Origin of the sequence: Streptomyces albidoflavus (assembly GCF_000719955.1) — a bacterium.
Classification (GTDB): Bacteria; Actinomycetota; Actinomycetes; order Streptomycetales; family Streptomycetaceae; genus Streptomyces; species Streptomyces albidoflavus.
In genome coordinates this window covers 66,156-78,062 of the sequence record NZ_JOII01000029.1, presented here as the reverse complement: position 1 = coordinate 78,062, position 11,907 = coordinate 66,156, and the positions used below count along the sequence as shown (strand labels likewise).

10 protein-coding genes and 1 pseudogene are annotated in these 11,907 nt (G+C 74.5%); 5 read left to right on the top strand and 6 right to left on the bottom strand.

The genetic code is table 11. The features are described from left to right. Positions 1-412 precede the first annotated feature (412 nt). Positions 413-862, top strand: a complete 450-nt coding sequence (locus tag IF45_RS0124775; RefSeq protein ID WP_008414220.1) for a PTS sugar transporter subunit IIA — start codon at positions 413-415, stop codon at positions 860-862. A gap of 75 nt (positions 863-937) precedes the next feature. After that, a complete protein-coding gene (gene ptsP / locus IF45_RS0124770; RefSeq protein ID WP_003946939.1) occupies positions 938-2,608 on the top strand; it encodes a phosphoenolpyruvate--protein phosphotransferase in 1,671 nt (556 codons plus the stop codon). 77 nt (positions 2,609-2,685) lie between these two features. Here the strand turns inward: ptsP and IF45_RS0124765 are convergent, their stop codons facing one another. Together IF45_RS0124765 and IF45_RS0124760 are read right to left on the bottom strand one after the other, a co-directional pair. Then, the gene (locus IF45_RS0124765; protein WP_003946940.1) at positions 2,686-3,573 is read right to left on the bottom strand and encodes a DUF8829 domain-containing protein; all 888 of its coding nucleotides are present in this window, start codon (positions 3,571-3,573) and stop codon (positions 2,686-2,688) included. A 73-nt stretch (positions 3,574-3,646) separates the two neighbouring features. Beyond that, positions 3,647-5,629 (bottom strand): acetoacetate--CoA ligase, encoded by a 1,983-nt coding sequence (locus IF45_RS0124760; RefSeq protein WP_030309660.1) that lies wholly within the window; start codon positions 5,627-5,629, stop codon positions 3,647-3,649. A gap of 226 nt (positions 5,630-5,855) precedes the next feature. Here IF45_RS0124760 and IF45_RS32595 point away from each other — a divergent pair, with 226 nt between their 5' ends. Further along, on the top strand, positions 5,856-7,505 hold the full coding sequence (locus IF45_RS32595; protein WP_234479834.1) for a glycoside hydrolase family 31 family protein: 1,650 nt from the start codon (positions 5,856-5,858) through the stop codon (positions 7,503-7,505). A 116-nt stretch (positions 7,506-7,621) separates the two neighbouring features. Here IF45_RS32595 and IF45_RS0124755 read toward each other — a convergent pair. Next, positions 7,622-8,695, bottom strand: a pseudogene (locus tag IF45_RS0124755) (DUF4037 domain-containing protein); the annotation flags it as partial. 57 nt (positions 8,696-8,752) lie between these two features. Beyond that, positions 8,753-9,310: an NUDIX hydrolase gene (locus IF45_RS0124750; protein ID WP_030309656.1), complete on the bottom strand. Its 558-nt coding sequence runs from the start codon at positions 9,308-9,310 to the stop codon at positions 8,753-8,755. A gap of 169 nt (positions 9,311-9,479) precedes the next feature. Between IF45_RS0124750 and IF45_RS0124745 the strand changes: the two genes are divergently transcribed. Together IF45_RS0124745 and IF45_RS0124740 are read left to right on the top strand one after the other, a co-directional pair. Further along, on the top strand, positions 9,480-10,307 hold the full coding sequence (locus IF45_RS0124745; protein ID WP_030309654.1) for a M15 family metallopeptidase: 828 nt from the start codon (positions 9,480-9,482) through the stop codon (positions 10,305-10,307). Between the two features lie 74 nt (positions 10,308-10,381). Continuing rightward, the gene (locus IF45_RS0124740; protein WP_003946946.1) at positions 10,382-10,729 is read left to right on the top strand and encodes an Mpo1-like protein; all 348 of its coding nucleotides are present in this window, start codon (positions 10,382-10,384) and stop codon (positions 10,727-10,729) included. A gap of 115 nt (positions 10,730-10,844) precedes the next feature. Here IF45_RS0124740 and IF45_RS0124735 read toward each other — a convergent pair whose 3' ends face one another. Together IF45_RS0124735 and IF45_RS0124730 are read right to left on the bottom strand one after the other, a co-directional pair. Further along, entirely contained in the window at positions 10,845-11,450 is a 606-nt protein-coding gene (locus IF45_RS0124735; RefSeq protein WP_003946947.1) for a GTP-binding protein, read from the bottom strand. 54 nt (positions 11,451-11,504) lie between these two features. Further along, a complete protein-coding gene (locus tag IF45_RS0124730) occupies positions 11,505-11,900 on the bottom strand; it encodes a DUF742 domain-containing protein (RefSeq protein WP_003946948.1) in 396 nt (131 codons plus the stop codon). Positions 11,901-11,907: the final 7 nt, after the last annotated feature.

Below are 11,907 nucleotides of genomic sequence, written 5' to 3'. Positions count from 1 at the left end.
TGTTGAGTTCTCAAGGAACGGACGCTTCCTTTGTACTCACCCTCTCGGGCTTTCCTCCGGGCGCTTCCCTTCGGTATTTCGTGTTCCCGACTCTATCAGTTCTTTTTCCTGCCTCCGACCACCGTCCGCAGGCATGCGGATATGCAGTGGATTCAGGGAATCTGCTGAGTTTGGGTCGCCCCGTCGGCACGCTCGAATGTCGTGCTCGGCGCTGGGCAGGAGTCGACTGTACCCAGGCGCGGAGTCGCGATGCAAATCGTTTCTGCTCGCGACGGGCCCACGTCTTCAACAGGACGTCTTGGGCGGAATCGTGACTTCGTATGACTTACGCTACTCGGCAACGTGCCGTCCAGGTCCGCCCGGCGGTTCTCCTGTCCTTCTCAGACCTGCTCATCTTCTCGGAGGTTCCGCCATGACCGAAGTGATGTCCCCGCTCAGCGGCCAGGCCGTCGGGCTGGCCTCGGTGCCCGACCCGGTCTTCTCGGGCGCGATGGTGGGGCCCGGTACCGCGATCGACCCGGTGCGCGAGCCCTCGGAGGCCGTCTCCCCGGTCGCCGGTGTCGTGGTCTCCCTGCACCCGCACGCGTTCGTCGTGGTGGACGAGGCCGGGCGCGGGGTGCTCACCCACCTCGGGATCGACACCGTGCAGCTCAACGGTGAGGGGTTCGAGCTGCTGGTACGCAAGGGCGACACCGTTGCCCAGGGGCAGCCCGTGGTGCGGTGGGACCCTTCGGCCGTGGAGACCGCCGGCAAGTCGCCGGTCTGCCCGGTGGTGGCGCTGGAGGCGGTCGCCGACCAGTTGTCCGGTGTTCGTGAGGATGGGGACGTGGCGGCGGGCCAGCCGCTGTTCAGCTGGAACTGACCGCTCCCGGCGCCGGATTACGGCGGGCGACCACATCCAACGCGGCGGGCTCGCCGCACGAGCGGAGACAGTGAGATGGAGACAACGCTGCGAGGCGTCGGCGTGAGCCACGGAGTGGCCATCGGCGAGGTACGGCACATGGGGACGGCGGTGCTGGAGCCGCCGGCCAAGCAGATCCCCGCCGAGGAGGCGGAGCGCGAGCAGGCCAGGGCGCGGCGGGCCGTGGAGGCGGTGGCCGCCGACCTGATGGCGCGCGGGAATCTGGCGGGCGGCGAGGCCCAGGCCGTGCTGGAGGCCCAGGCCATGATGGCGCAGGACCCGGAGCTGATCGCCGACGTGGAGCGGCGGATCGCGGTGGGCAGCACCGCCGAGCGTGCCGTCTACGACGCCTTCGCCTCGTACCGGGCGCTGCTGGCCGGGGCCGGTGAGTATCTGGCGGGCCGGGTCGCCGACCTGGACGACGTGCGGAACCGGATCGTGGCGCGGCTGCTGGGTGTGCCGATGCCGGGGGTGCCGGACAGCGACGAGCCGTACATCCTGATCGCGCGGGATCTGGCGCCGGCGGACACCGCGCTGCTCGACCCGACGCTGGTGCTGGGCTTCGTGACCGAGGAGGGCGGGCCGACCAGCCACAGCGCCATCCTGGCGCGGGCGCTCGGGGTCCCGGCGATCGTGGCGCTTCCCGGGGCCGGGGAGCTGGGCGAGGGCACCGAGATCGCGATCGACGGGAGTTCCGGCGAGGTCTTCGTGGACCCGAGTGCCGAGAAGCGGGCGGCGCTGGAGGCGGACGCGGCGGCACGCAAGGCGGCGCTGTCGGCGTCGAGCGGCCCCGGTGCGACCTCGGACGGGCACACGGTGCCGCTGCTGGCCAACATCGGCGGGCCCGGTGACGTGGCGGCGGCGGTCGAGGCCGGCGCGGAGGGCGTCGGGCTGTTCCGGACCGAGTTCCTCTTCCTGGACGACAGTGCCCGCGCGCCCTCGGAGGAGAAGCAGACGGCCGCGTACCGGCAGGTGCTGGAGGCATTCCCGCAGGGGCGGGTCGTGGTGCGGGTGCTGGACGCGGGCGCGGACAAGCCGCTGGAGTTCCTCACCCCCGCCGACGAGCCCAACCCGGCGCTCGGGGTGCGCGGGCTGCGCAGCCTGCTGGACCACCCGGACGTGCTGCGGACCCAACTGACCGCGCTGGCGCGTGCGGCGGAGGGGCTTCCGGTGCACCTGGAGGTCATGGCGCCGATGGTCGCCGACCGCGCCGACGCCAAGGCGTTCGCGGACGCCTGCCGGGAGGCGGGGCTGCACGCCAAGTTCGGGGCCATGGTGGAGATCCCGTCGGCGGCGCTGCGGGCGCGCTCGGTGCTCCAGGAGGTCGAGTTCCTGTCGCTGGGCACCAACGACCTGGCGCAGTACACCTTCGCCGCCGACCGGCAGGTGGGCGCGGTGTCGCGGCTCCAGGACCCGTGGCAGCCGGCGTTGCTGGACCTGGTCGCGATGGCGGCCGAGGCGGGCCGGGCCGAGGGGAAGAGCTGCGGGGTGTGTGGCGAGGCGGCCTCCGATCCGCTGCTGGCCTGTGTGCTGACCGGGCTGGGGGTCACCTCCTTGTCGATGGGCGCGGCCTCGATCCCGTACGTGCGGACGACGCTGGCCAAGTACACGCTGGCGCAGTGCGAGCGGGCCGCCGCGGCGGCGCGGGCCACCGAGTCGGCGGACGAGGCGCGGGCGGCGGCGCAGGCGGTGCTGTCCGGGGAGTGACACCGGCGGTGGGGTCTGCCTCACCCGCCTGCTCAGGGGCGTCCTCCCGGCCGGGAGGACGCCCCCGCTGTGTGCGGTCAGTGGCAGGTGTCCGGGCCGTGGTCATCGTCGAGCGGGGTGCCCGCGCGGTACTCGACGCCCGGTTCGGGAGCGACCGGTTCGCCGGTGACGGGGTCGGTGCAGTAGGCGTCGAAGACCTCGGCGGCGGTCAGTGGCTGGGCGCGGCCCGCCCTGAGGCGCCAGCCGCGGACCTCTTCGGGCTCTCCCTCCACCCTGCTGCGCATGACGAGTCCGGCGGGGGCGGGCAGGGCGAGGGCGCAGGCGAGCAGGGTGGTGAAGTCGACGGTCTCCTCGTGGTCGAGCAGGGCTTCGCCGGCGGTGCGGGTGTCGGCGTGCAGGGCGGCGAGCAGGGTGCGGCCCGCGGTGGTCAGGGAGCAGACGAGCTGGTGGTGGCCGGGGGCGGTGGTGTCGAGGGCGGCGCCCAGGAGGTGCGCGGCCCGGCGCTGGGCGTGGTGGGCGAGCGGGGTGGCGCAGCGCGGGCAGTCGCCCAGCTCGTCCAGGAGGTCGCTCGCGTACTCCCAGGTGGCCTGGCGGAGGGATTCGGCGACCAGGCTCCCGAGCAGCTCGGGGAGGGGTTCGCCCTCGTGGAGGATGCAGGGGCCGAGGGCGGCGGCCTCCGCCGTGTACCGGGCCCTGCTGTCGGTCGTGTCCGGGTCCAGGCCCTCCTGGGCGCAGAAGCGGGCGAACTCGGCAGGGTCGAAGAGGACGACGGAGGTGGTGCGGCCCTGGGCCGCGAGGGAGCGGAGCAGTGCCTCGGCCTGCTGGAGGTAGGTGCGATGGTCCTCGAAGAGGAAGGTGCGGTAGCGGCGCATGGCCGCGAGGTCGTCGGCGGAGGCGAGCAGGCCGAGGGTGCCGGCGATCTCGCGGCGCAGCAGCTGGCGCGGGGTCGGGTGGGTCGTGGTCATGCAGGGTCCCCCTGGTGAGTGAGCAGTACCGACTTACTCACTCACCGTAACCACCGTCACTGACAGTGGCGTCTCAGCTGCGGGCGCGGGCCAGGTCGGCGTAGTGCTGGAGGAGGTCCAGGCGGTCGACGGAGCCCGGGTTGACCGCCTTCTCCAGCGGGGTTCCCTGCATGAGGCGCTTGACGGGGACCTCGATGCGCTTGCCGGTGAGGGTGTGCGGGACGCCGGGGACCTCGATGACCTCGTCCGGGACGTGGCGCGGGGAGAGGCTGTGGCGGATCGCCTTCTTGATCTTCTCGCGGAGGCCGTCGTCGAGGACGGCGCCGTCGGCGAGGTGGACGAAGAGCGGCATCCAGTAGCCGCCGTCGGCCTGTTCCACGCCGATGACCAGGGATTCGCGGATCTCCGGAAGCCGTTCCACGACCTCGTAGATGTCGGCCGACCCCATGCGGACGCCCTGGCGGTTGAGGGTGGAGTCGGAGCGGCCGTGGATGACGACGGAGCCCCGGTCGGTGACGGTGATCCAGTCGCCGTGCCGCCAGACGCCCTCGTAGGTGTCGAAGTAACTGTCGTGGTAGCGGCTGCCGTCGGGGTCGTTCCAGAAGTGGACCGGCATGGACGGCATCGGGTTGGTGACGACCAGTTCGCCGACCTCCTCGGTCAGCGGGCGGCCGGCGGGGTCCCAGGCCTGGAGGTCGGTGCCGAGGCAGGGGGCCTGGAGTTCACCGATGTGCACGGGGAGGGTGGGGACGGCGCCGGCGAAGCAGCTGCACACGTCGGTGCCACCGCTGACGGAGGCGATCCACAGGTCGGAGCCGGCCTCGGCGAACTCGTCGTGGAGCCAGCGGAATCCGTCCGGCGGCAGCGGGGAGCCGGTGGTGGCGACGCACTGGACGCGGGAGAGGTCGTGGTCGCGGGCGGGGTGGACGCCGGCCTTGCGGCAGGCCATGACGTACGCCGCCGAAGTGCCGTAGAGGGTGGCGCCGGTGCGTTCGGCCACGCGCCACTGGGCGCCGGTGTCCGGATAGCCGGGGCTGCCGTCGTAGAGGACGACGGTGGTGCCGGTGAGGAGGCCGGAGACGAGGAAGTTCCACATCATCCAGCCGGTGGAGGTGTACCAGAAGAAGCGGTCCTCGGGGCCCAGGTCGCAGTGGAGGCCGAGCTGTTTGAGGTGTTCGAGGAGGATGCCGCCCTGCGTCTGGACGATGGCCTTGGGCAGGCCGGTCGTCCCGGAGGAGTACAGGACCCACAGCGGGTGGTCGAAGGGGACCGGGGTGAAGACCGGCTCGGTGTCGGCGGCGACCAGGCCGGCCCAGTCGCGGGCGCCCTCGGGGGCGGGGGTGCCGAGGAGCGGGATGTGGACGACGGCGCGCAGCGAGGGCAGGGCGGCGCGGAGTTCGGCGACGGTGTCGCGGCGGTCGTGCTCCTTGCCTCCGTAGCGGTAGCCGTCGACGGTGAAGAGGACGACGGGTTCGACCTGCTGGAAGCGGTCGAGGACGCTGCGGGCGCCGAAGTCGGGGGCGCAGGAGGTCCAGACGGCGCCGACGGCGGCGGAGGCGAGCAGGGCGACGACGGCCTGCGGGATGTTGGGCAGGTAGCCGCTGACCCGGTCGCCCGGCTCGACGCCGAGGGCGCGGAGTTCGGCGGCGAGCGAGCCGACCTGGCGGCGCAGCTCCGCCCAGGAGGTGGGGCCGACGGTGCCGGTCTCGTCGACGTGCAGGAGGGCGGGGGCGTCGGGCCGGTCGGCGGCGGCGCGCAGGGCGTGTTCGGCGTAGTTCAGGGTGGCGCCGGGGAACCACTGGGCGCCCGGCATGGAGCGCTCCCCCAGCACGCGCTCGGCCGGGGTGTCGAAGCGGACGCCGAACCACTCGGTGACGGCCTGCCAGAAGGTGTCGAGCTCCTCGACGGACCAGCGGTGCAGGGCCGGGTAGCCGCCGTCGGCGGGGGCGCCGTGGTGCTCGGCCGCCCAGCTCTGGAAACGGGTCACCGCGGCTTGCGCGACGCGCTCCTCGGTGGGCTGCCAGAGCGGCTGGGGCTGCGGTTCGGCGGTCGTCATGGGGCGGCTCCCGTGCGGTGCGTACTCGGTGCCCGCGCCCCGCGCCGCCGGGTGGGTGGCCGACGGGGTACGAGGGCGGTGCGATGGGGCCGACGATGCCATGTGATCGATTTCCGCACCAGGGTGGCGGCCACACACCTGCCCGGCCGGCGGTGTGGTTGATCACTGGGTGAACGGCGGCTGAACGATGTCCGCCACGCCGTCCGCGGATGGCAGGCTGACCGGCATGGACGGTCGTGACCTCGTACGTTCGGTGGCAGCGGTGGCAGGGCTCGGGCTGGTGCGCTCGTGGTGGCCCGGGCGCGGCGACGCGGCCGCGGTGGAGCGGGCGCGGGTGCCCGGGCGCGCGGTGGGCGCGGAGCCGGGGCCCGGGGGCGGTGTGGTGCGGTTCGAGCGGTCGGCGCTGCGGGTGCTGGTGACGACGGCGGGGGCGGTGTTCTGCGGCTGGGACGGGGCGGAGCCGACGCCCTCTCCCCTGGTCCGGGCGGAGCTGGTCGAGCCGGACGCGCGGGCCCGGCTGGAGCCGCACACGGCGGGTGGCTGGCGGGTGGTGTCCGAGCGGCTGACGGTGGCGGTCTCCTCGGCCGGTGCGGTGGAGCTGTGCACGCCGGGCGGGGTGCTGCTCCGCCGGGATCTGCCGCCGCGCTGGTGGGAGCGGGACGAGGGCGGGCCCGCGCGGTGGGCGCGGCGCTCGGAGGTCGGGGCGGACGCGCGCTTCTTCGGGCTCGGCGGGAGCGGGGCCGGGCTGCGGCTGGGCGACGGGGTGCATCCGGTGCCGGGTGGCGCGGGGGTCGCCCCGGTGCAGCTGGTGCTCGCCGACGCCGGTACGCATCTGGTCGTCCCCGACGGGACCGAGGCGGGGACGGTGCGCCTGGCGGAGGGGGCCGAGGGCGCCGGGTCGGGGCACGACCGGCCGGGGCGGGCGGAGTGGCGGGGCGCGGGCGGTCCGCCGCGCCACTGGATGGCGGTGGGGACGCCCGCGCGGGCGCTGGCCTCGTGGGCGGCGGTGGCGGGGACGCCCGAGGTCGCGCCGGTCTCCGTGATCGGGGTGGGCGGGAGCGGCGGCCCGGCCGCCCGGCCGCGTACGCGGGTGCCCCGACAGGGGGCGGCCGCCGGTGACGGCTGGGCGGCGATGCGGGCGGCGCTGGCCCGGCTGACGGCGCTCGGGGTGTGCGGGGCGGCACCGGCCGGGGCCGAGGGGGACGGCCCGGGGAAGGGGGCGCCGGCGGAGGTGTGGGTGCGGTGGTGGCAGCTGGGGGCGTATCTGCCGGTGTTCCGTACGGGGGCGGGGCCCGAGGGGTGGGAGGCGCGGCCCGCGCTGGCGGAGCTGGCCCGGGTGGCGCTGGCCGAGCGGCGGCGGCTGCTGCCGTACCACGCGGCGCTCGGCGCGTTCGCCGGGCTGACCGGGGTGCCCGCGGTGCGGCCGGTGTGGTGGAACACCCCGGAGGACCGGGGGCTGCGGGAGGGCGGGGACGCCTTCCTGCTGGGGGACGCGTTCCTGGTCGTACCGGTGCTGGGGCCCGGGGGCGGGCCGGCGGCGGTGCGGTTGCCGGGCGGGCGGTGGTACGACACGGCCACCGGGCGGGCGTACCAGGGGAGTGCCTCCGTGCCGGTGGAGGTGGCGGCGGACCGGTTGCCGGTGTTCGCGCGGGCCGGGGCCGTGGTGCCGGTCCGTGGGGCGGACGGGGAGGTCGAGTGGGAGGTGTGGGCGCCCGCGCCCGGACGTACCGGTGCGGGGATGGTGGTGCGGGAGTCCGGGGTGCTGGAGCGGGTGGTCTCCCGGTGGGAGGAGGGGCGGGTCGTGGTGCGGGAGGAGCTGCCTGCGGGGCGTGGGGCGGAGGTGTCGGTTCCGGTCCGGGTGCGGGGGGTTGGGTGAGGGGGCGGCCCCCTCGCGCCGGGAGGTTCGTCGGGTGTCCGTCCGACCTGGCGGGCGTCACCGATGGCCTCAAGCGCCGGCCGGGCTGGATATGCGCGGCCCAGGTTCAGAAGGTAGGGGCCGCCCGGCCGGGTCAGGACGTCGGTGTTGTCGGTCTGCTGGTCGATGCTGCCGGTGAGGGGGAGGGCGCGCAGGGCCGGGTCGGTGAGGGTGGCGGTGAGGGCCTGGGTGAAGCGTTCGGCGTGGAGGACCTGGTACGGGCGGTCGTGGTAGGGGCGCAGGGCCGGGTCGACGGGGTCGGTGAGGCCGGTGGCGTTCTGGCGGGCGGCGAGGTGGCGGTAGGCGTCGCCGAGGTGGCGTTCGCGGTCGGGGTACGTGGTGGCGGCGAGGGCGGCGCGCAGGGAGGAGGCCAGGGCGTCCGTGCCGGGGAGGCGGGCGAAGGCGCTGCCCAGCCACTTTCCGTAGGGGGCGTAGCGGCGTTCGAGGAGGAAGGTGAGGCGCATCAGGTCGCGGACGAGGCGGGCGGCGGTGACGGCGGAGCCCAGCTCGTCGCCGGCCTCGGCGCAGCGGCCGACGAACGCCTCCTCCTGGGAGACACGCTGCCACTGGCAGGCGAGGAGGTAGCGCCAGACCTGGTCCGGGTACCAGGCGAGGCGGTGGCGGGCGGCGGTGAGGGCGCCGGGGCCGTCGTGGAAGACGGCCCCGCCGGTGACCTCGGCCAGCCGCTGCTGGGGCATGGCCAGCCAGTCGGCGGCCGTCGGTTCCTCGGCGGTGGCGCCCGGGCCCAGTTGGCCGGTGAGCCAGCGGTCGGTCTCGAGGAGGTCGACGCGGTGGTCGACCGGTCCGTCGGTCGGTGTCATGTGGCCGATCGGTCCGTCGGCGGTGGCGGGGCGGAAGTGGGTCGGCCAGCCCCGTACCTCCTTCGGCAGCCGCTGCCGCAGCAGTTCGTGGAGGGTGGCGGTGTGGCGGGCGGCGTTCTCGGGGGTGAGGAAGAGCTGGAGCCGGGGGCCCCATTCGTGGTCGGCGGAGCGGGGCGTGTCGAAGCCCAGCACCTCCGAGCCCGTGCCGACCCGGGCGGCCGCGTGCCTCAGGCCGGGGTGGACCTCCTCGAGCAGCGGGCGGACGGCCTCCTCGTAGAGGAGACGGGAGAGTTCCAGGCCGGGGAGGAAGTCCGGGGCGGGGTGGGTCATGGGCTCACTGTCGGCAGCGCGGGCGGCTGCGGCAAGCAGGTTTCGGCGCGGCGGGGCTCACCCGTACCGTCCGGCGAACCAGGCGGCCGCCGCCCGGGTGTGCAGGGGGAAGCCGAGTTCGGCGGGGGCGCGCAGGAGGCGGGTGGCGGAGGTCTCGGCGGTGGGGGTGAAGGCGGGCAGGCTCGCGGCGGGGCGCTCGGGGAGGAGGCCGAAGAGGAGGAGGTGGCCGTCGCCGGAGCTCATGGCGTCGGCGAGGGTGACCTCGTCGGGGCCGGCGAGGACGCCGGTCTCCTCGCGGAGCTCGCGGACGACGGCGTGGCGCCAGTCCTCGTCTCCGTCGATGAAGCCGCCGGGCAGGGCGGTCGTGCCGCGCGCCGGGGCGATGGCGCGGACGACGGTGAGCAGCGCGGGGCCCTCCTCGTCGCGTACCGGCAGGAGGGCCACGGCGACCGGGAGCGGGTTGCGGTAGGCGGTCGTCCCGCAGGCCGGGCAGAGGCGGCGGTCGGCCCCGGGGTCCGGGTAGGGGGTGCCGCAGGCCGAGCAGTGGGAGCCGGGGACGGGCGGCCGGGAGGTGGGGACGGGCGTGGGCGTGGGGCTGGGCGTGGTGTCGGGCACGCGGGGACTGTAGCGGAGGGGGCGGCCGGTGAAGCGGTGAACGGGAGGCCGGGCCCGGCGGGTTGCTCTTCCCTCGTGACGGGCGGAGCTGATAGATGAAGGGCGCATGACAGGAACCCGATCTTCCACCCGTCCTTCCCCGGCCTCCGCGCGGTTCTCCTCCCGTACGGTGCGCGCGCTCGGCGCGGGCGTGGCGGCCGCCGCTCTCGCGCTGACCGCCGGCGCCGCCGCCTCCCCCGCCACCGCGGCGCCCGACGCGGACGCCGGGCGCTCCGGCGGCGGCAAGGCCCCGCGTGGCTTCGTGGCCCTCTCCGACGTGGCGCCCACGATCCTCCAGGAGATCCGCTACACGACGCCGCACAACTTCGTCGGCGAGCCGATCGACGGTTACCGGGCGCCGATGTGCGTGGTCACCAGGCCGACGGCCGAGGCGCTGAAGCGGGCCCAGCGCGGACTGCTGCGCAAGGGCTACTCGCTCAAGGTCTACGACTGCTACCGGCCACAGCGCGCCGTCGACCACTTCGTGCGCTGGGCCGAGGACGTGCGGGACGAGCGGATGAAGGCGGAGTTCTACCCCCGGGTGGAGAAGGAGCGCCTCTTCGAGGACGGCTACATCGCGGAGAAGTCCGGCCACAGCCGCGGCTCCACGGTGGACCTGACGCTGGTGAAGCTGCCGGCGAAGCCGACCCGGCCGTACGTCCCCGGCGAGCCGCTGAAGCCCTGTTACGCCCCGCGTGACCAGCGGTTCCCGGACAACTCGGTGGACATGGGCACCGGGTTCGACTGCTTCGACACGCTCTCGCACACCGACGACCCGCGGATCACCGGCGCCCAGCGGGCCCACCGCGACCTGCTGCGGTCGGCGCTGGCCGCCGAGGGGTTCACCAACCTGCCCGAGGAGTGGTGGCACTTCACCCACAAGCCGGAACTCTTCCCCGACACCTACTTCGACTTCCCCGTGGAACGCCGCTCACTGCCCGGAGGTCACCACCACTGAACGACCCGGGCCGCCGCCGTCCCGCCCGGTCGCGGACCTGGTCCGGGCGGCGCGGCGGCGGCTACCGTGCCCGCATGGAGCAACGGAGCTTTGACTCGTACGAGGAATTCTGGCCCTACTACGTGGCGATGCACTCCAAGGCGGCGACGCGCTGGGTGCATCTGACCGGGACGCTGACGGGGCTGGCGATCAGCGCCTACGGGCTGGCGCGGGGACGTAAGCGGTACCTGGCGGCGCTGCCGCTGATCGGGTACGGGACGGCCTGGCCCGCGCACTTCCTCATAGAGAAGAACAACCCGGCGACCTTCGGGCACCCCGCCTGGTCGCTGCGGGGCGACGCGCAGATGATCCGGATGATGCTGGCGGGGCGGGACCACGAGCTGGCCGAGACCGCCCGGAAGTGGCTCGCGGAGAACCGCTGACCGGCGGCGCGCACCCGGGGCCCCGCCGTGTCTTGACGGCCGGCCGGGGCGGGAGAACACTTCCCCGGCACGCGGCCCGCACCCCGGTCGGCGAGGGTGCGAGCCGCGTGCCGGGTCAGTGCGGGGCGCTCTCGCGGGGTGCGGCGGCGCGGGCCATGGCGTGTTCGACGACCCCGATGAGGACCTCCTTGGCGGAGGCGCGCTCGCGGGCGTCGCAGAGGACCACGGGGACGCCGGGGTCGAGGTCGAGGGCGGTGCGGATGTCCTCGGGCGGGTAGTGGTCGGCGTCGTCGAAGCAGTTCACGCCGACGACGAACGGGATGCCGCGGCGCTCGAAGTAGTCGACGGCGGCGAAGCAGTCCTCCAGGCGGCGGGTGTCGGCGAGGACGACGGCGCCGAGGGCGCCCTGGGCCAGTTCGTCCCAGAGGAACCAGAACCGGTCCTGGCCGGGGGTGCCGAAGAGGTAGAGCGTGAGGTCGTCGCGGAGGGTGATCCGGCCGAAGTCCATGGCGACGGTGGTGGTGTGCTTGGCCTCCACGCCGCCGGTGTCGTCCACCGGGCGCCCGGCCTCGCTCAGCGTCTCCTCGGTCCTGAGCGGCTTGATCTCGCTGACCGCGGCCACCAGGGTGGTCTTGCCGACGCCGAATCCCCCGGCCACCAGGATCTTCAGGGTGACCGGCTCGACGGGAGCCTTCTCCCGCGGTGAGCGCCCGAACTTCATGGAGTCTCGTCTCCTGCTTCGCTGATCTCTCGGGGGGTGGGTGCCGACGGGCGGTCAGAGGGCGCGCAGCCCGCTGATCACCTCGCGCAGAATGCTTTCGTCGGGCAGCTCGGCCGGCGGCACCGGACGGTTCACGTGCACGAACTCCTCCTCCACGAGGTCGCCGATCAGGACCCGGACGACGCCGACCGGCAGGTCCAGCTCGGCGGCGAGTTCCGCCACGGACTGGGGTGCCTCGCGGCACAGCACGACGATGTCGACGTGTTCCGGCGACAGCGTGCGGTTCTCCTCCGGGCCGTCGGCGCGCGGCTCCGCGACGACGACCGCGATGAGGTCCAGGCGGTGCTGACCGGTGCCGGTGGTCCGGCCCCGCGTCATGGCGTACGGGCGGACCACCGGTCCGGCGTCGTCGTCGAACCAGCGGTGCGCCCCGTTCCCGTCTTCGCTCATGCCTGGT